This is a genomic window from Rhodopirellula sp. SH410, assembly GCF_055811895.1.
Genome location: NZ_CM147949.1, coordinates 7,246,605 through 7,266,597, shown reverse-complemented (window position 1 = coordinate 7,266,597; position 19,993 = coordinate 7,246,605). Strand labels below are relative to the sequence as shown.

The window sequence follows — 19,993 nt, the reverse complement described above, 5'->3', positions numbered from 1 at the left end:
ATTCCGCCGCGATTCCGCCCCGGAAGTCGCGGAGTGACGGCAGGAAAACGGCAAAGCATTTTTTCAACGTAGGACGGGACCATTGTCCCGTCTGAGAGGTATCCGTATTAACGGTCGATGAGGTGCTCTGACGGGACAATGGTCCCATCCTACGGCCAACAACCTTTTCCATCCAACTGATTTTCCATGCCACCCTTCCACTTCCACTTTCGCTTTGATTCGCTACTGGCACTCCACCGTCGGCAACGAGACCAGGCGAGTTGCGAACTCGGTGAAACCCATGGGGCGATCGGCCGTGTTAACCAACAGATCGCCGGCCTACAACAGCTGCGAGATCAGGCACGCGTCGCCGCAGCGAGTCGGTTCGGCACGGAGGCCGCGACTCAAATTTCTGTCTCGCGACTCCGTCACGAAGCACGCTACGACCGGCAGCTCGCCGATGATCAAAACTCACTACGATCAACCCGTGCCGAGCTCGAGGTCGAGCTCGAACAACGACGCGACCGACTCGTTGAAGCCGAAGGCGAGGTCAAGCGACTCGAGCGACTTCGCGAGAAACAAGCGGCCGCACACCATCAACTGGCATTGCAACGCGAGCAAGCCACCGCTGATGAACTGACCATTTCGCGGATGATTCATGCACGGCGGTGATATACTAAGGGAAAACTCAAACGTGGATGCAAAACACCGTGAGTCCTAAATCGCCGGTCCGGAGTCGACGTTGGCTGTTGCTACTCGGTGTGCTCATTCTGGCATTGGTCCCAGCATACATCGAGTACTTTCTGCGCCGGCCCGTAGGCGAAGGGCCTGCCGGACCCGTCGTACCCGCGGCGGCGTTCGAACGCCCCTGGAGCGATCGCCAAGTTGTGCTGCTCGGCCTGGGCGATAGTGTCACGCGAGGCTTGGGAGCAAAGACTCAAAGCCACACGTATTTCGCGAGATTGCAAAACAATCCCGATGACGAATTCGCCGACATGCGTGGCAAGTGTTTGTCAGTGGTGCTGCCCAGCCTCTCAGCAGAGAATTTTGCAGTCTCTGGTTCGACTTCGATCGATCATCTGCAAACGCTACAAACCCAGGTTCCCTCTTATCCAGACGACGTGTTTGGTCTCGTCGTGATGACGACCGGCGGTAACGACTTAATCCATTCCTACGGCCGTCGCCCACCTACCGAGGGTGCTATGTATGGCGCGACGATCGAGCAAGCCGAACCGTGGATCGAGAACTTCCGCGATCGCCTGGAAACGATATTCGACGAGCTGCAGTCAAGGTTTCCTGGCGGGTGTGTGATCTACATTGGCGACATCTACGACCCCACCGATGGCGTGGGGGATGCACCGAGCATCTTTCTACCGGACTGGCCCGATGGTCTCGCGATCCATGCGGAATACAACGCTGTGATTCGCGAAGTCGCCGCGCATCGTGATCACGTGCATGTTGTCGATCTTTACGAAACGTTTTTGGGTCACGGTTCGCACTGCCGCCAATTTTGGCGCAGTCACTACGATGCTGCCGATCCGCACTATTGGTTCTACGATAATATCGAAGACCCCAATGATCGTGGCTACGACGCCATCCGCCGCGTGTTCCTCAAACGGATCGTTGAGACATGGGGGCTGAAGGACGCGCCTCAGTCAGACACCTCCGGGCGATCACCGACTTCGCCGACGCTCACACTGAAATCCATCGAGCAGGAGTGATGAGGCGATTTGATCGTGGGGATTCCTTGCCGCGTCAACATGAAGGTTCTTCACGGAATTTAGCGGCACGGGATCAATAACTGGCGTAGTGGATCTTGTTAAAGATCCATCCAGAACAGGATCTTTAACAAGATCCACTACGGTAAACCCGTCACTTATTGTTCCTGGTGTCCTTAGTTCCAGTTTTGCACTTTCCGCATGCTATCCGGCGAGCGTCGCCAGGAACGTGAGCAGACGTCTGGAATTATCGTCGGGTGTCGCAGCGAGCGACACCCCCGATAATTTCTCTTCCCAGGATTTGCGGCGTAGCGTCGTGAGCATGTCCGCGAAGCTCGGTTCAGACTTCCAGTGGTACCAAGGTCGATTCGGAAACTGGAGTTCCTCGTGGCCTTCGGTCGCGAACCACAGGATCGACAGGCTGTACAGGAACATCGCCATCGGAGCGGTTCGTTCGACCGCTTTGGGAGTGCGGTTCGCCGGATCTTCTAGTCCGAGATGTTGCTTGCAATCGAAGTGCGTCACTTCAATCGACCAACGTTGCGAGAAGATCGAAAGAATTTCCTGGGGCTTCATCGACACGTCGGTGCAGTAAAAGATTCGTGTCGGCCGCTGACCCACGGTGTCTTGCGAGAGCACCAGGCGAAGCAGTCGGTCGTTGCCGGCTTTGTAGTACAGTCCCGTGCGAGTTTTCACCCGCAGCGATCCGTGCAGCCCGTATTGATCGTAGTGGAGCGTTTGCCAACGTGAACTGTCCTGCTCCCAAGCAGCGGCATCTTTCAACCGCTCACCTTTCTTACGGCGAGGCCCACGACGGACGGTTGTTTCTTGAGGGGCCGGTGAGTAGAGCGCCGCCTTGGCATGAACTGGGCCAATCAACTCAAAGTTCTCAGGCAACTTCGACAGCACGCTCTTGCCGCTGTAAAGACTGTCGACGACGAGAATGAACTGGCGATCTGGGAACCATGCAGCAACCATGGCCACCATCTCAGCCATCAGTTCAGGCCGTGTTTTATGGGCTTTTGGATCGGGTTTGTTTTTCTTCTTGGCGTTCTCAGCTGCCTTCTTCTTAGCTGCTGCGGCTTGCTTGGCCTGCTTGGATGCGGCACGCACCTGCGCGGCGGTGGGATTCTTCTTGCGTTTGCCTTTCCCTTTGGCGAGCCCCTGGCGATTGCGATAGAGCCTCATGCAAATCGGCAGAGAAAAGACTTTCGTCGGTGCCCACCATGGATGAGCAATCACGATGCACAGGTCCACCCAATCGTGCCCCCAGTGACAAATTTTCTTGGACTTCGACGAACTCAACGCATCGTGGTGCATTCCAGCACCAAAGATCCCCAGGCCGCGTTTACGACAGAGGGTGTCATCCCCCGAAAGCACGATCGTGGCATCGGCACCGATCAAGTTGTTCAGGATCAACTGGGCCAACAGTTTCCAGAGATGATCGATGTCCCAAGCCGCTTGCGAGAAGAAGCGGTGGTAATCAGAGAAATGCCCGTTGCCAACGGAGTCGCTGGAAATAATCAGATCGGTGACATAGCGATGTCGGGCTGACAGAATCCAGCCGGTCATCAACAGGCGAAACGTTTGGAAGCTGGGAGCGGTGAAAGCTGGGGAGAACGTGCGTAGCAGAGTCTCGAACGAACTGGTAAGTTCCATGGTGGGCGGCTTCCGTGCCAAAGGATTTGAAAGTTTGAAGGTTCAAATCTCATTGGAACGGGCCGCCTTTTTCGTGCCAATATCAGTTAGCAAAAAGTGCAAAACTGGAACTTAGCGGCACGCTACCGATTGCCCAGACCTATCCCATGTGGAGGATTTTTAAGGCATGTGCTCCTGCGTCCAATGATTTTGCTATTCATCCTAGAATCGCTTGCCGTTCACGTGCCGGAAATGACGGACTCAAGCTCAGCGGGGACGCTGGCTTGGGAAGGGATCATGCGGTCGATAGCGAGCCAGTGGTGCGGTCAACGCTCGGTGAGCTCGTGCTTGCCGAGGGTTCTTTTTTGCTCACTGGACGTAGGAGCCCATGCCGGGTACGCGGTGTGACGAGCACCCAATCGCGTGAATTGAGTGTGGTCTGAATGAAATCAAGGATTCAGGCGAGCCGCTTGTTCGCCGCTAGCCCTTCTTGACTCGCAATCGCTTGATGTCGCTTTGGACGCTGGCGTATTGTTCGCGGAGACCGGTGAGTGATTCACGTTCCTTCGCGACAATGGCCTCGGGTGCTCTGCTGACGAAGCTCTCGTTATTGAGTTTGTTCTCTTTCCCCGAGATTTGGCCCGTGATCTGGCTGAGCAGCTTTTCCAACCGTCCGAGTTCCGCATCGACATCGATGAACTTTTCCAAGTCCACATGCACATCGACGTCGACTTCGGGCAGGCCCAGGTGGGCGTCGGTTTCAAAGGGTTGGACGTCGCTACCGATCGCGACAATATCAGCGGATGCCAAGCCCGCAAAATATGCTTTCATCGGTTCGAGTAACTCACGCGATGACTCGTCGCAGCGAATCGCCACGGGCACCGTTTCGCTCGGCTTAATGTTTTGCGAGGCACGGATTTGACGAATGGCACCGATGATCTTTTGGAATTCGCTGAACTGCCGTTCAATTTGCACGTCGTGATGATCCGCATGAGCCGTTGGCCATTCGCTCGTCATCACGAACTGGCCGACCTCGATCGGTTCGGGAACGCCGCGGCGTGGCGCGACGGCGCCGAGGTAACCCCATACCGATTCGGTAACGAAGGGCATGATCGGATGCAGTAGGCGTAGGAGCTGATCGAGTCCATGGGCGATTACGTTCTGCGTCACAGCCTTTTGTTCTGGATCACTCAGTCGTGGTTTGGCGATCTCGACGTAAAAGCTGCAGAATTCATCCCATGCAAAATCGTACAGGATGCGAGCGACCTCGCTGTATTGATATCGGTCGATCCCTTCGCTGACTTGTTGCGTCACGCTGGCCAGTCGACTGAGCAGCCAGCGGTCTTCGATCGGTAGCGATGGGATATCGATACTCTGCGGTTCGAAGCCTTCGAGGTTCATCAGTGTGAAGCGGGAGGCATTCCAGAGTTTGTTGACAAAGTTTCGTGCCGTTTCGAATCGCTCACTGACAACCGCGCCCTTCGGCAATGCTTTATCTTCTTCGGTCTCGGCCCACTGGGTGGAGAACGGTTTGCCACAGGCGGGGCAATCGATTCGGGGCAGCATCTGCGTCTTGCGAGTTTGGTCAATCAGTTTTTCACAAGACGGGCATTCGTACTGCACCGGCATCCGTACGTCTTGGGTGTCACCGGCGATCCGCGCCAGACCGAACCGCAATGCGTCCGGGCCGAATTTGTCCGTCACATCATTGGGATCGATACCATTGCCTGCTGTTTTGGACATGGTCTTGCCAAAACTATCCAGGATTTTGGGGTGGATGAAGACTTCGCTAAACGGAACTTCGCCGACGTTATTGAGCCCCATCAGCACCATCCTCGCCACCCATAGTGTGATGATGTCACGCGAGGTGATCAGGGTGGATGTGGGATAGAACTTGGCCAGTTCCGCGGTCTTTGCGGGCCAACCCAATGTGCTGTGCGGCCACAGCGCCGACGAGAACCAGGTATCGAGCACGTCCGGATCTTGCACGAATCCCAGCGCCTGCACGTCCGCTTCGACGGTCACGTCTTCGTCGCGCACGCACACAAACACTGCCACGGTCTCTTCGCTATCGGCGTCGATACGGTGGCTGATTTGATCGGGATGTTGCAGCGCAAGGTTCTCGAGTTGATCGCTGAGTTCGTTGGCTTCGGACTGTGACAATCCACCGGTCCACCAGATCGGAATTCGGTGTCCCCACCAAAGTTGGCGGCTGACAGGCCAGTCCCTTTTTTCGCTGAGCCAGTCGAGGTAGCCGCGGCGATAGCGTTCGGGGAAAATTTGCACGCGTTGATCCGTTACCGCATCCATCGCCGATTGAGCGAGTTCATTCATGGCGACGAACCACTGGTCGGCCAGGTACGGCTCGATCGGCGTTTTGCTGCGATCACTGATCGGCAACTCAATCTCACGATCTTCGATTTCGCCGAGCAGGCCGAGTGCGTCGAGATCGGCGACAACGGCCTTCCGCGCCGCCGGGATGGTCAGCCCCTGATACTTCCCACCCTCGGCATTGATCGTGCCATCGGGATTGAGCACGTTGATCATGGGCAGATCGCAACGCAGGCCGACTTCGTAGTCATTTGGATCGTGTGCGGGCGTGATTTTCACGCAGCCGGTGCCCAGTTCGGGCTTGGCCCACTGGTCAGCGACGATGGGGATCTCGCGGTCGAGTAGCGGCAATCGCAGCATCCGCCCCGCAGCCGCCATGTCACGCAGCAGGATGAGTTGCGGCAGCATCTTGGTGCGGCGTTTCTCCAGGGCAACGATTTGTTTCTCAATGGCAGGTTTTTCCTTGTCACTCGCCTCGGCTAGTTTTTCCTGCATCGCCGCAGCGACTTGGTCAAATGCTGCGACGGGATCTGGATGGACGGCTACTGCGGTGTCGCCGAGCATCGTCTCAGGGCGCGTCGTTGCGATCTCAAGCGACTCGGGCTCGCCAGGCTGCGGATCGATCACCGGATATCGCAGATGATAGAAGTGGCCCTTTTTGGTTTCATTGTAGACCTCATCATCGGACACAGCGGTCTGCAAAAAGGTGTCCCAGTTCACCAGTCGTTTGCCGCGATAGATCCGCTGTTTCTCGAACAAATCGAAGAACGTTGCCCGCACCGCGGCGGCGCAGACGGGGTCGAGTGTGAAACGCAAACGCTGCCAATCGCAGCTGCATCCCATCCGCTTGAGCTGGTCGAGAATGCGAGTTTCGTACTGGTCTTTCCACTGCCAGATCCGCTCAACCAACGCCTCGCGGCCGAGATCGTGGCGTGTTTGGTTGTCGTTTTCCTTCAGTCGTCGCTCCACCACCGCTTGGGTCGCGATTCCAGCGTGATCGGTGCCGGGCATCCATAGCGTCTCATAGCCCTGCATGCGTTTGCGGCGCACGAGGATGTCTTGCAGAGTGTTATTGAGGCCGTGGCCCAAGTGCAGTGCACCGGTCACGTTGGGCGGTGGAATCACGATGGAAAACGGCGGCTTGTCGCTGCTCGCGTCGGCGTGCGAACACCCTGCGGACTCCCACTGTTGCAAGATTCCAGCGGCGGCATCAGCGTGATCAAATCGAATTGGAATCATAAGTCTGAGGGTTCAGAAAAAGAGGGTTCAGGGAAAAGAAGGGTTCAGCAGAGAGGGGTCAGGGGTCAGGGGTCAGTCGAATCAGTTTTTCCTGAACCCTTTTCCCTCTGAACCCTTCTTTTATTCTTGATGTAATTTGTATTCGACGCTGTCGACGAGGGCCTGCCAACTGGCTTCGATGATGTTATCGCTCACGCCGATCGTGCCCCACGTCTCTTTGCCGTCGGTACTTTCAATGTTCACACGGATCGAGGCCGCGGTACCCGACGCGGAGTCAACCACGCGGACTTTGTAATCGATCAGACTGATCTCGCTGAGCTGCGGATAGGCGCCCGTGAGCGCCTTCCGCAGTCCTGCGTCGAGTGCATTGACGGGCCCGTATCCTTCGGCGGCGTCGAACCAGAGCGTGTCGCCGACCTTCAGTTTGATGACCGCTTCGGCAAACGCCACGTGATGTTCCACATCGCGATCGCCGGCAATGATGCGGTATTTGATTGTTTCAAAATGGGGCTGGAACTTGCCGCTGACCCGTTTGATCAGCAGGTCAAACGACGCCGTCGCGGACTCAAATTGATAGCCTTGATTCTCCAGTCGCACGACTTCGGCCAGAATCTTGTTCATCAATTCTTTGTCGTCGCCCAGATTGTGTTTGCCCGCGACGGCTTCGATGTTGCTGCGTCCGGACAGTTCACTGACGAGGATCCGTCGTTCATTGCCGACGAGTTCAGGATCGATGTGTTCGTAGGTCTTGGCCGCCTTGTTGATCGCGTGGACGTGCATGCCACCTTTATGGGCAAAGGCACTCTGGCCCACGAACGGTTGGCCACCACGCCATTGCAGGTTGGCTGTCTCGTAGACAAACCGGCTCAATTCGGTCAGTGAGGTCAGCGGCCGACCACCGAGGACTTCGTAGTTTGGCTTCTTCAATCCCAGGTTGGCGATGATGGCGATCAGGTCAGCGTTTCCACAGCGTTCGCCGATGCCGTTGATGGTGCCCTGCACCTGCAACGCGCCCGCGTCGACGGCGGCAAGCGAGTTCGCGACGGCAAGTTCACAGTCATTGTGGCAGTGAATCCCGAACTGGACGTCGCAGTCAGCGAGGGCGTCGCGAGCGACTTTTGCGATCGCAGTGATCTCTTCGGGCAGGGTGCCCCCGTTGGTATCGCACAGTATCAACCAGATCGCGCCTGCCGAGGCGGCCGCGCGGAGTGTCTCGATCGCGTACTGCGGATTGGCTTTGTAGCCGTCAAAGAAATGCTCGGCGTCGTAGAGGACGTCGCGGTGCGCGGCCAAGTATTCGACACTCTCGCCGATCATCGCCAGGTTCTCATCGAGTGTCGCACCGAGTACTTCGGTGGCATGATAGTCCCACGTTTTACCGACCATCGTGCAGCAGGGCGTTTCGGCAGCGACGAGCGCTCGCATGCCTGGGTCGTCGGCGGCTTTCATCCGACGTCGCCGGGTCATCCCAAACGCACACAGCTGCGTGTTGCCGAGATCGAGATGTCTCGCTTGCTCAAAGAACGCCACGTCCTTCTCATTGGAGAGCGGGTAGCCTCCTTCGATGAAATCGATGTCGATCTCGGCGAGTCGCTGGGCAATGTTCAGTTTGTCCTGCAGAGAAAAACTCACACCCTCGCCCTGCGATCCGTCGCGCAGCGTCGTGTCATAGATGGCAATCGGAGTGCGAGTCGACGCCGAGAGTTGGGATGACGACACGTTTTGGGCAGGGGAAGAAGTCATTTCGCGGGATCGTCGGTCGGTGGAGTGGGAGTCGGCACGCTCAGAATGGCGGGCGTCTGGTACGGATTTTCGCTGGCGCCGTGGGCCGGGGTGACTGCGTCAGCGACCGGCGGATTGACAGCTAAGGGGTTGTTGAGCCGCGTGGCGGATTGACGACGCGCCTGTTCAACACGCTCTTCTTCGGCCTTCCGACGCCGACGCCAAAGCTCAGCAATGACCACAAATACACTGCAAACCACCGCCATGGATGCGACGATTTTAAACGACAGCAGATCAATGTCGCCGCCCGTCAACCAGGAAATCGCAAGCACAATCGTCCGAACTGTCGCGATCACCATCCCCACCAGGGTCAAGATCAACGCCGCCAGCACCGAGTCTCCCCGGCGGTGGGGGTTCAGTGCCACCACGCCACAGACGAGCAGGGGAATGCCGAACATCATCGGAACAAACTGGGTGTAACTCTTTTGGGTGGTCGTGCTTAGGGCGGCGATGGTCAATCCAAAGAGCACCAGCCCGAAAACGATTCCGATTCTCGCCATCACGTTGAACTGGGGTACTCAGAACGATTGCTATGTGCGGGGCATCGTGCGAGTAGTGGCCGACAATGCACCAGCGTGGAATCGCATGTTGTAACCGCTCAACAGTGTTTTCTGTAGGGCAGAGCCGATTTCCTGGAGGGCAAAGTCGATTTCTGGGGGACTTTACCGGTTTTTCGGTCGCGGATTGCGATCACGGAGATCGCAAGGCCGCTATTGGGCCACACAATTGGCACTGTTTCGCTAGTCGGCCCAGGTTCCCCAGGTAAACCTATGTGTGGGACCTGGTAAACCTTGCGGGGCGGATCATGCGTGATCAAGCGATCCGAAGCGAATGTCCGATGCTAAGCCTTGTGCCGGTCACTCCGGCTGGCACATGGCTACGGGTTGTTTCGGTCGGCTCGGTTCGGATGCGGGGATTGCATGAATTTCTATCGACACAATACCCATTCCTGCCTGGCCAGTTCGGTCGTGGGCACCGCTCCAGCGTGTTCGCGGTTGCGATGCGTGCGTGCGATTGTCTTCTGCGGTGTTGCAGTGATTGGCGCGGCCACCGGAGTGGTGAGTGCCCGATCGGTCGCAGCAGCGGATCTGCAAACCGTTTCGTCGGCAAGCAGTCGTCATTCCAATCGAGAGACGCCCACGGTGACCGCGATTCGCCGGGCATCTCCGTCTGTCGTGAACCTGCACGGTCAGAAAACCGTTCATCAAACGGTTTCCTCGATCGGCGGAGCATCTCCCGATGTCACCCGCCAGGTCAACGGAATGGGAACGGGTGTCGTGATCGACGCCCGCGGGTACGTGGTGACGAACTTTCACGTCGTCGAAGACGTCTTCGAGATCAACGTGACTCTTCAGGACGGTTCGACGACCAAGGCGGACCTGATCGTCTCGGATCCCGCGAACGACTTGGCGGTTGTGAAGCTGCGTGGTTCGGGACCGTTCCCAACGATCCCGCGTGGACATAGCAACGATTTGATGGTCGGCGAACCGGTGATCGCGATCGGAAACGCATTCGGATACGTGCACACCAGCACCGTTGGTATCATCAGTGCGTTACACCGTGATATCCCGGTCAATGAAACCCAGAGCTATCGCGACCTGATTCAAACCAGTGCGGGGATCAATCCTGGCAACTCAGGTGGTCCCCTGTTGAACATCGATGGCGAGATCATTGGTCTGAATGTTGCCGTCCGAGTGGGCGCTCAGCAGATTGCCTTTGCCATTCCGATCGACCAAGTGCTCGACACGGTCACGGAGATGATCAGCCGTCACAACGAGCGGCGCTTTGTCATCGGTTTGCATGGCACGATCGAACAGGACGGAGGAATGCGGATTGTGGACTTGAGCAAAGGCGGATCAGCCCAACGGGGTGGTCTCCAGCCTGGTGACCGCATTGTCAAGATCGATGAGGACACCATCAATACCGATCTGCAATATGCCATGGCAGTGCTCGACGCCTCTCCGGGCCAGAAACTCCGCATGGAATTTCAACGTGGCGATGAGACCTACGAAACCTTCGTTGCCACATTGCCAGCGACCTCGGCATCCGGCGATCCGGTCATGGACTTGGCATGGCAGGTGATCGGTGTCACCGTTCGTCCAGCGGGCGACGCATTCACGCGGCGAATGAATGCCCAGTTGCAAACCAGTTACCGCGGCGGGCTGATGATTACGGATGTCCGCACCGGTTCGGCTGCAGATCAACAAGGTCTTCGCAGTGGCGACGTGCTGTTGGGGATTCATTCGTGGCAGACGTCCAGCTTGGGAGACCTCGCAGAGATCCTGCAGCAACCCGAAATCCGCCAAGGCCCCAACGCGAAGTTCTACATCGTTCGTCGAGACCAAACGCTCTATGGGCACATGCAATTGGCGGCTCAGTCGTCAGTGACGCGCCGCTAGCCATTGACCGGCACGGCTTCACTCATCGGTGGTGGACTCCTCCTGGGACGGATGCCCTGACTCCTACGCACGCCCGCCCGTGCACCGTGAGTCAGAGCATCCGTCGACCCAGCCGGGACGAGTCCATCACCGATTTTTCATGCGCCGACCGGGCTAGGCGATACGCGCACGGGTCAGTCGCGGAGGCATGGCACTCGAAAACGGGCAACTTCCGCTGCTGCATTTTCACGCCGGCCGAAGCCGTTGGTCGGCATTTATTTGCTCGGCAGCAGCTCTTCGATCGCGGCGATGGTGGCGGGGTCGGGCTTGAATGAGCCGGGGCGGTGGCCGTGAGCGATATCCAGCGGGGTCCAGCCGTATTTGTTCTTGTGGTTCCAGCTTTCTGTTTGGGCACCGAGTAGGGCAAGTAAACGAACCGTGTCGGGGAAACATCGATAGGCAGCACCATGCATCGCCGTTTCGTCATTCTTAGCGACGGCGTTAACATCGAGTCCCAGTTCGACAAGCAACCGGACCGCCTGGTCGACTTCCTCAGGCGTGCCTTCGTGTTCGCCGACAAAGTTGTTGCCGACACCGGCCGCCGCCATCAGGGAAGTGCATCCGTCCGCGTTCGTGATCGCGGGATCGGCACCGAGTTCCAGCAGCAGTTTCATGTAAGGGATGTCCACCGTTTGGCTGGCCATCAGGAAGGGGGTTGCTCCGTGTGGATTGAGCAGCCCCTTGCCGGCTCGGCCGCGGCGGAGTTTTAAGTTCACATCCGCCCCTGCAGCGACGATCTCACGGGCGAACTGGAGTGCCGAAAGATCACCACTGCCGTGCGGCGGCGGATCACCCTGGGGATTATCGCCCTTGGAAGGACGACGCACCCAGCTGAGGGCGTGCAGCGGTGCGAATCCACTGCTTTGCTCATTCGGATCGGCCCCCCGGCGGATCAGTTCCAGGGCGAGTTCATAGTGGGCGCTCTCGACGGCGAGCATCAACGGGCTCATCCCATCGCGTGGGTTGCGTCCCGTCGTCCGTTTGGGCTGCATCGTTTCGCTGATCGAGTTACCGTGATCCAGCAATGTCGTTACCGCCGCGATGTGTCCTTGGCGAGCGGCAAAACACAGCGGGGTGAATCCCGAAGCCAGCGCACGATGCAGATCGGCACCCGCATTCAACAACGTCTTAATCACTTTGGCGTGCCCGTCAGCGGCGGCAAACATCAATGCTGTTTGACCGCTTCGCTGAGCGGCATCGACTGTGGCACCGTGCTCGATCAGTAAGCCGCAGAGATCCGCGTTACCCGTTCGAGCCGCCAGCATCAGGGGCGTCAGTTTCCCCGGCAGTCGTGCGTTGGCATCGGCGCCCTGGTCAAGCAACCGGGCGGCAATCTCAACGGCGGAATTCTGGCAGGCGATCGCCAGCGGGGTGATGTCGTAGATCGTTTTCGCGTTGGCGTCCGCACCGGCCTGCAATAGCCGCTCGGTCCATTCGAGTTGTTGGTGGAAGACCGTCCAGTGCAACGGCGTCATGCCGTCGGGTTGCGTTTGCTCGATAGGTTGAATCTCTGCGTGGGGCGATGCCAATAGACTGTCGGCGCGATCCCAGTCCTGCCGCTCGATCGCATCAACAAATCGCAGCGGTGGCGTCGCAGGGCATTCCGTTCCAGTCGCCAGCGACGTGGCGAACAGGGCAACCAGGAGCATCAAACGATTCATATTCAGACATCAAAAAGAGCGTTGACGTGTCCGGTGCTGTCCGCGAATTTCTCCAGTGGCACACCGATTTTATTGAGCAACGTTAAGTGCAGGTTGGACAGGGGTTCGGGATTCTCGTAGCGGAGATGGCGACCGCCACGCATGTTGCCCGCTGCTCCTCCCGCGACAAGGATCGGCAGGTTCTTGTGATCGTGGGCGTCGGAATCGCCCATGCCGCTGCCGTATAGATACAGCGAGTGATCCAGTAGCGTCCCATTGCCTTCCGGGATGGCGTCCATCTTTTGCAGAAACTCCGCAAACAGCGAGACATGGAACTGATTGATCTTCGCGATCTTGGCGAGTTTCGCTGGGTTGCCACCGTGGTGGGTGACGGGGTGGTGCGGTTCGGGGACACCAATTTCGGGATATGTTCGCGTGCTCGCCTCACGCGCCAGTTGGAAGGTGACAATCCGGGTGATGTCACCTTGGAAGGCGAGCAATTGCAGATCGAACATCAACCGCGCGTGGTCGGCGTACGCGGCGGGCACTCCGACGGGCCGATCGAGATCCGGCAACGGGTTGTCCTGCGTCGTCTGCATCGCGTGCTGAATTCGCCGTTCCACTTCGCGGATGCTCTCCACATACTGTTCGATCTTGTTGCGATCGTCGCCGCCGAGGCGTTGTTGCAAACGTTTGATTTCCAGCGTGACGCTGTCGAGCAAGCTCGCACGCCGACGCAGTGCGGCCGCCCGCTGCTCAGGCGTCCCGCCATCGCCAAAGAGTTGCTCGAATACAATGCGTGGGTGAGCTTCCGATGGCAACGGTGTGGTCGGCGATGACCAAGATAGATTGTTTTGGTAGACGCACGCGTAGCCGTTATCGCATTGCCCGACGGTGGACAACAAATCCATGGCGAGTTCGAGCGACGGCAATTGAGTCCGGTTCCCGAAATGCTTGGCAGCGATTTGATCGGCGGTCGTGCCGAGGTAATAGTCGCTGCTCTCGGTGAGCTTGGCTTGGGCGGCGCTAAGGAACGCAGCGTTGGATGTCGCGTGGGACCCAGGGTAAGCGTTTTGTAAATCCATCCCCGTAATCACGCAGACCTGGTCCTGCATCGATTGCAGCGGCGAAAGGCTCGACGGCAAATGGTCGAGCGATTCACCGGTGGGCGTCCACTCAGCGGGATTGAATCCCATCGGTGTGTAGATGTATCCGATCCGGCGCAGGTTCGCATCCGCCGCAGGTGTCGCCTCGGCCGCCGTTAAGGACGGGATCATGGCATCGAGCAGTGGCAGCGAGAGGGCCGTGCCGACGCCGCGGAGCAGTGTGCGACGAGGTAGCGATTTTTTTGTGATGAACATGGCTCTTAATCCTCAACCTGGGCTGGTGAGCGGACGCTGCGATATTGGAAGGGTTGGCTGGCGACGATGCCCTGGACAATCGACGAGATGCGATAGTCATTCTCTTCAGCACCTCGGACGATTTTTCGAATCGCGGGGGCATCGTGGAAGTCGACGACTCGACCCAATGCGAACGTCATCAATTTTTCGCTCAAGCAGCCAACGAACATTTCCGGGTGCGAAAGCAGACTTGCTTCCAGATCCGCCACGCCATCGACTTGGGTGCCATCGGGCAACGTGCCCGATGCGTCGACAAGGGTCTCACCGTCGTGGTCCCGGTAGCGTCCCAGGGCATCGTATCGATCCAGGGCAAAACCAATGGGATCGATTAGGTCATGGCAGGACGCACAGGCTTCGTTGTCGCGGTGGACAGCGAGTCGCTCGCGCAGCGTGGTCGCTATGAGTGCGGACTTTTCCTTGAGGGCCGGGATGTCTGGGGGCGGTGGAGGTGGCGGGTTCCCGATGATGTTTTTCAGTACCCAATTGCCGCGGACGGTGGGGGACGTTCGCGTGGCGTAGGATGTCACGCTCAAAATACTGCCGTGCCGCAGCAATCCGCCACGGTGCGAGTCGGCGGGTAAGGCAACGAGGCGAAACTCGTCCCCCAGTACACCGAGGATGCCGTAGTGTCGTGCCAGTCGCTCGTTGAGGAATGTGAAGTCACTGTCGATCAGGTCCATCACACTTCCGTCGGTTCGGAGTACATGCTCGAATAGCAATTCCGTTTCACGCCGCATCGCCCGCCGCAGGTTTTCGTCATAATCGGGGAACAACCGGAGGTCGGGAGTGATCGCGTCGAGGTTGCGAAGGTACAGCCACTGGGCTGCGAAGTGATCGACGAGGCTGTGTGAACGATCGTCGGCCAGCATACGCGTCACTTGAGCTCGCAGCACGTCTGGATTGCTGAGTTCGCCCGAGGAGGCTAAATCGAGCAGTCCTTCGTCGGGCAGGCTGCTCCATAGGAAGGCGGCCAGCCGCGAGGCCAGCTCAAATTCGCTGATCCGGGTCATCGGCCGGTTCGCACTCGAGCGAGGGATCTGCTCGACATGAAACAAGAAATTCGGATTCACAAGGATCGCTGCGATCGCCCGCTCGATACCAAGTTCAAACGCAGGTTGCCAAGCATCGCTGGAACCATCGCCAATGACCTCCTCGAAGAACGCGAGCGGGGTGGCCAGGTCCGCCGTGGTCACGTCGCGGCGAAAGGCGACGCGGGCCAGCCGCCCCAGAATTTGTTCCGCGGCGGCCCGTTGCTCGTCCCGTGACAACGACTCGTCCCGTGGCAACGACTCGTCCCGTGAGGACAAGTCGTCCCGTGAGGACGACTTGGGCCATGTCGTGAAGATGCGTCTGCGGCTCGGGGTGTCCTCGGCAGTGATCCCGACGTGTTGCGACGTGACATCGTCGTCGGCACGCCGTTGCTCGGCACGCCGTTGCTCGGCAAACGGGCCGACGATCGATACTTCCAGCAGGGCGGGTTGCTGTCGCGGATGGCGGTGCCGATTGTACGCCGCTTCAAAGGGTTGGCGTTTGATCTCGAGCAGGGACTCGCCTTGACTGACGAAGGTGACGGCGATGTCGTGCGGCCCCGCGGTGATCGGAATCCGCACCTTCAAATTTGCATCAATCAGTGTGTCGTCGCCACCACGGCCGGGAGGATGGATGGTCCAGCGATGCATTCGCTTGCGATCAATGAGCACGTCGAGATCATGGGGACGTGTGAGACCTTCGATCATTTCATCGCGATCTCGCGTCAAGCGAACGGCGAGCTCATAAACACCCGATTCCGCAAACGTGTGCTTGATGTTGGTCCCCCCGCGGGTTCCCAACGGCAGTCCAGCGAGATGGCTTTCTTGTGTCAGGTCAGCGGGCAATCGCACATTCAAACCTACCGGCGAGCGTGTGGAGCCGCCCACCGCGATCCGACTGATCTGCTCGGCGGCCGTCAGGTAGCGGCTCATCAACGAGGGTGACAAATCACCCACGGTGATGTTGTCGAACCCACCACTCGATTCATCCTTGGGCAACCAGGAGGTAATATCGAGATCGATGCCCAGCAGGTCGCGGACACTGTTTTGGTATTCGGTACGGGTCAGACGTCGCAGTGAGTCGACCGGGGTAATGACCGGGGCGTCGGCGGCGACCCGATCGAGGGCGTGGCCGAGGTCTGCGACGATTTCACGATACTCCTGATCGGCGGGCCGCTCGGCGTCGAGCGGCGGCATCTGCCGCGAGGTGATGCGTCGCAGCACGGCCTCCCACGCCGCCAGCGGGACCGTGGAACCGGGGTATTCAGCATCGCGTTGCCCCGACCAATCGACTTGCGAGAGCAAGGTCGTCTCCAGATCGAGGTCCGAAACCGCATCGGCAGCGTTGTGGCAGTCCATGCAGTAGCGGTCCACGAACGCTTCGATGCGATGGACTTCACCGCCTGCAGGCGGCCGCTCGTCAGCCGCGGCGGGGCCGTGGAAGATCGCCAGGACGAGTGATGTCAGGGCGATCGAGCGAAGTGGGAGTGGCGGTATGCGGAACATGGTCGAGTCAGAAGGTGAGATACCGCAACATTGCGAGGCTGCAGCGGGACCACTCAGTATATCCCAAATGCCCCCCCGCGGGGTAGGTGATTTTCGGGTTGTGGCCAGCGGGAAGGTGGGCAGCGGCAGGCAAACGCTACGCCGGAGTGCTTCGATTTGCTACAATTTTTTATTGAGCCGCTGGATTGGCTCGTTCACACGTTGGGTTTGATACTGGCGGTGACCCCGTTTCTCTTTTCCTTTCGCATTCAGGCGTTCCGGATGATACCGCCCGCGAGTTCTTCGCCCGCCTCCACTTCGTCAACGGCAGCCACCGCCGCACCGCGGCGGAAGGTTCGTTTGACGACGGATGACCCCGAGACACTGCTGCCGCGATTTGGCTTGCAATCCTTTCGTCCTGGTCAGCGCGGCGTGATCGATGCGCTGGCGTCCGGGGCGGATTGTTTGTGCGTGATGCCGACCGGGGGCGGCAAGAGCCTGTGTTATCAACTTCCCGCCCTGGCACGCGAAGGCACTACGATCGTGGTGTCACCGCTGATCGCATTGATGAAAGACCAGGTCGACACGCTCGTCTCGCGTGGCATTCGAGCAAAGCTGATCAATAGCTCGTTGTCGCACGGACAGCAGGAATCGGTGATGGAGTCGATGGCTCGGGGTGAACTCGACATGATCTATGTCGCCCCCGAAAGGCTCCGCAACGGTCGCTTCCTCGAAGCGGTGGCGAAAGCGGATATTACCTTACTGGCCGTGGACGAGGCGCACTGCGTGAGCGAGTGGGGCCACGACTTTCGCCCCGACTACTCCCGGTTGGGCGGCTTCCGCGATCGCTACCTCGGTGGCGTCCAAACGATTGCACTCACTGCGACGGCAACCCCGACCGTTCGCGATGACATCAGTGAGCTACTCAAGCTCAAAGAGCCGAGTATCTTCGTCACTGGATTTGCACGCACGAACTTGAAGTTCGCGGTCGAGTCGTGCAACAACGATGCGGCCAAACGCGCGACGCTCGAGAAGTATTTGCGTAGCCGCGATGGCACCGGGATCATTTACGCAGCCACTCGCAAACGCTGCGAAGAGATTGCGGAGTGGTTACCCGAAAAAACAGGACGTAAGGTCGGCGTGTACCACGCCGGGCTGCATCCCGATGAACGCCGCCGTGTTCAGGAGGCCTTCATGAAAGGTGATCTTTCGGCGATCGTAGCGACCAACGCATTTGGGATGGGGATCGACAAGTCCGATATTCGGTTTGTCGTGCACTTCAACATGCCCGGTTCGCTCGAAGCCTACTATCAAGAAGCGGGGCGAGCAGGCCGCGATGGCCAGATGAGTGATTGCCTCCTATTGTTCGCGTACTTTGATCGACAGATTCAAGAGTTCTTTATCGAGAATCGTTACCCCTCACGGGCAACGGTTAAGAAGGTCTATGAATTCCTACTCTCTCGCGAGGAAGACCCGATCGAACTGACGCTCGACCAACTCCGCGCGGCGATCGACGTCCGTGATGGTACCGAAGCGATCAGTACCTCCGAAACGTTGCTGGCACGAGCCGGTGTGCTCAAACGTCTCGATGCAGGGGCCAATCAAGCCGTCGTGCGGATCGACAGCGACGCACCCACGATGCTCGACTTCCTGCCTCCAGAGGCAAAAATCAAACGCCGTGTCATGGCGGCGGTCGAAAAGGTCATCGGGAGGCGGCGCGGCGAAGATGTCTACGTCCGGCCGGACACGTTGGCGAAGCTCGCCGAGATGGATCGTACGAAGTTGACGACCCAGTTACGCGAACTGACGAAGCTGCGTGCGTTCGACTACGTGCCACCCTTCCGAGGTCGTGCGGTCCACATCACCCGCCGCGACTTGCCATTTAACGAACTGAGTATTGACTTCGACGAACTCGATCGGCGCAAAGCAGCCGAGTACGAGAAGCTCGAAGCCGTGATTGCGTTTGCCCGCGCCGCCTCGTGCCGCCAACGAGTCATCTTGGATTATTTTGGCGACCCCAACGCCGCCGATTGTACCCACTGTGACCGCTGCGATCCGGTTGGCGGCAAACTGGTTCGTGATGGCGATTGGAGCGGCAGCGTGTCGACAGCCCAAGCGATGTCCGACGCCGCGATATCCACGGCCATCGCCCACCCCGATATCGATGAGCGTCAATTGCTGACGGGGATTCGCGTCCTGTTATCAGGCGTTGTCCGCACGCACGGGCGATTGGGCAAAAACCTGATTGCTCAAATGTTGGTCGGCTCCAAAAATAAGCGTGTGACGCAGATGCGGCTGGACCGGCTGAGCACCTACGGGATGTTAATTGGACTGACCCAGACGGACGTGGCCGACGTGATGGACTCGCTACTCGCGGCGGGTTTACTCGAACAAAAGGAAGTCAGCGAGCGCCGCCCCACCGTCCACATGACCGACGCGGGCCGACGGGTGATGAATTGCACCGATCCCCTGCCGGCAGCCTTGCAACTGAAGCATCGCATTGCCAAAAAACTCGCCAAGGTGTCTGCCAAAATTCAGTCGGGAGATGTTGAAGGGGACGACGAAATGGTCGATCGACGGCTCCGCCCGCCGGAGCCAGTCGCTGCCGACCCACGACCCCATGTGGCGCAAGAAGAGCCTGTCACGCAATCGCTCGGCCCGTCGGAAAGGGATCTGGACGGCGATGACCGGCAGAGCCGTCCGGCTGCCATCGCCGACCCCAGCGACGATTTGAGACGCGAGCTCACCGATCGGATCAAACGCTTTCGCCGCAAACGGGCCGCGGCTCTCGGCTTGGCACCTCATCAGATCCTCACCGGTTCGACAATCGAGCGACTCGCCGAAACGCATCCCGCCAACGCGACGGAGTTGGAGGGCGTGCCAGGGATCAGCAATGAGTTCATCGATACCTATGGACACGATCTGCTGGACCTGATCGCGACAACACTATCGCAGCACGAAGTCGTCAGTCCCAAGCGGAGCGAAACCCAGCTACCCTCACCCCAGCTACCCTCACCCCAAGGCCCCGACCCGCATACGCCCGTTCTCAAATCGCGGTCCGCGGACGACGAGATTCTTCACGCCGACGAAACCATTCCGGCCGATCAAGAATCGTGGCGAGCTGAGTACTGGACATGGCGACTGTGTCGTGATGGTTATACGATTGATCAGATCAGCGAAATTCGAGGAGTCCGTGCGGAGGGATTGTTGGCGCATCTCGTTGCTGCGGCACGGGCCGGTCACCACGTGGACGCGAACTGGGGGGGCTCGCCCGAACGCATTGAGAAATTGCGTCGTGCGATAGGCTAACAAACA

At 58.7% G+C, this 19,993-nt stretch carries 11 protein-coding genes; 4 read left to right on the top strand and 7 right to left on the bottom strand.

Annotated elements, in window-relative coordinates; all coding sequences use genetic code 11:
• The first annotated feature begins 186 nt into the window (after window positions 1-186).
• Window positions 187-651: a flagellar export protein FliJ gene (gene fliJ / locus SH410x_RS26620; RefSeq protein ID WP_473672371.1), complete on the top strand. Its 465-nt coding sequence runs from the start codon at window positions 187-189 to the stop codon at window positions 649-651.
• Between the two features lie 38 nt (window positions 652-689).
• Entirely contained in the window at window positions 690-1,700 is a 1,011-nt protein-coding gene (locus tag SH410x_RS26615; RefSeq protein ID WP_473672369.1) for an SGNH/GDSL hydrolase family protein, read from the top strand.
• 201 nt (window positions 1,701-1,901) lie between these two features.
• Here SH410x_RS26615 and SH410x_RS26610 read toward each other — a convergent pair whose 3' ends face one another.
• The 4 genes from SH410x_RS26610 to SH410x_RS26595 form a co-directional block, all read right to left on the bottom strand.
• On the bottom strand, window positions 1,902-3,356 hold the full coding sequence (locus tag SH410x_RS26610; RefSeq protein ID WP_473669018.1) for an IS701 family transposase: 1,455 nt from the start codon (window positions 3,354-3,356) through the stop codon (window positions 1,902-1,904).
• A 459-nt stretch (window positions 3,357-3,815) separates the two neighbouring features.
• Window positions 3,816-6,905: a valine--tRNA ligase gene (locus SH410x_RS26605; protein WP_473672367.1), complete on the bottom strand. Its 3,090-nt coding sequence runs from the start codon at window positions 6,903-6,905 to the stop codon at window positions 3,816-3,818.
• A gap of 120 nt (window positions 6,906-7,025) precedes the next feature.
• Window positions 7,026-8,624 carry a citramalate synthase gene (cimA, locus tag SH410x_RS26600; protein WP_473672365.1) on the bottom strand — a complete coding sequence of 533 codons (1,599 nt, stop codon included), beginning with the start codon at window positions 8,622-8,624 and terminating at the stop codon, window positions 7,026-7,028.
• Window positions 8,625-8,644: 20 nt separating this feature from the next.
• Window positions 8,645-9,187 carry a hypothetical protein gene (locus tag SH410x_RS26595; RefSeq protein WP_473672363.1) on the bottom strand — a complete coding sequence of 181 codons (543 nt, stop codon included), beginning with the start codon at window positions 9,185-9,187 and terminating at the stop codon, window positions 8,645-8,647.
• A gap of 420 nt (window positions 9,188-9,607) precedes the next feature.
• Here SH410x_RS26595 and SH410x_RS26590 point away from each other — a divergent pair, with 420 nt between their 5' ends.
• Complete coding sequence (locus tag SH410x_RS26590; protein WP_473672361.1) at window positions 9,608-11,086, top strand: trypsin-like peptidase domain-containing protein; 1,479 nt, start codon at window positions 9,608-9,610, stop codon at window positions 11,084-11,086.
• 254 nt (window positions 11,087-11,340) lie between these two features.
• On the opposite strand, the gene SH410x_RS26585 is transcribed toward SH410x_RS26590, so the two are convergent.
• The 3 genes from SH410x_RS26585 to SH410x_RS26575 are packed head-to-tail and all read right to left on the bottom strand — an operon-like array spanning window position 11,341 to window position 16,699.
• Window positions 11,341-12,786, bottom strand: coding sequence for an ankyrin repeat domain-containing protein (locus SH410x_RS26585; RefSeq protein WP_473672359.1), 1,446 nt, complete (start codon window positions 12,784-12,786; stop codon window positions 11,341-11,343).
• Window positions 12,787-12,788: 2 nt separating this feature from the next.
• Complete coding sequence (locus SH410x_RS26580; RefSeq protein WP_473672358.1) at window positions 12,789-14,126, bottom strand: DUF1552 domain-containing protein; 1,338 nt, start codon at window positions 14,124-14,126, stop codon at window positions 12,789-12,791.
• Between the two features lie 5 nt (window positions 14,127-14,131).
• Window positions 14,132-16,699, bottom strand: a complete 2,568-nt coding sequence (locus tag SH410x_RS26575) for a DUF1592 domain-containing protein (RefSeq protein ID WP_473672356.1) — start codon at window positions 16,697-16,699, stop codon at window positions 14,132-14,134.
• Between the two features lie 261 nt (window positions 16,700-16,960).
• On the opposite strand from SH410x_RS26575, the gene SH410x_RS26570 reads away from it, so the two are divergent.
• Window positions 16,961-19,987 (top strand): RecQ family ATP-dependent DNA helicase, encoded by a 3,027-nt coding sequence (locus SH410x_RS26570; protein WP_473677406.1) that lies wholly within the window; start codon window positions 16,961-16,963, stop codon window positions 19,985-19,987.
• Window positions 19,988-19,993: the final 6 nt, after the last annotated feature.